At 56.0% G+C, this 273-nt stretch carries 1 rRNA gene; it reads right to left on the reverse strand.

Going from position 1 to position 273, the window contains the following annotated elements:
* Positions 1-273: ribosomal RNA gene (locus AAFO60_RS20885) — 23S ribosomal RNA — on the reverse strand; the annotation flags it as partial.

A 273-nucleotide genomic window follows, 5' to 3' on the forward strand; every position in this document is an offset into this window, starting at 1 on the left:
GGTCTAGACCCAGCGACTCAAACGCCCTATTCAGACTCGCTTTCGCTACGGCTACCCCACACGGGTTAACCTCGCCACTGAGCACTAACTCGCAGGCTCATTCTTCAAAAGGCACGCCATCACCCACCACCCCGAAAGGTGCGCAGGCTCTGACGGATTGTAAGCGTCCGGTTTCAGGTACTATTTCACTCCCCTCCCGGGGTACTTTTCACCTTTCCCTCACGGTACTAGTCCGCTATCGGTCACCAGAGAGTATTTAGGCTTACCGGGTGG

This window comes from Gordonia aichiensis (assembly GCF_039946255.1).
Taxonomy (GTDB): domain Bacteria; phylum Actinomycetota; class Actinomycetes; order Mycobacteriales; family Mycobacteriaceae; genus Gordonia; species Gordonia aichiensis_A.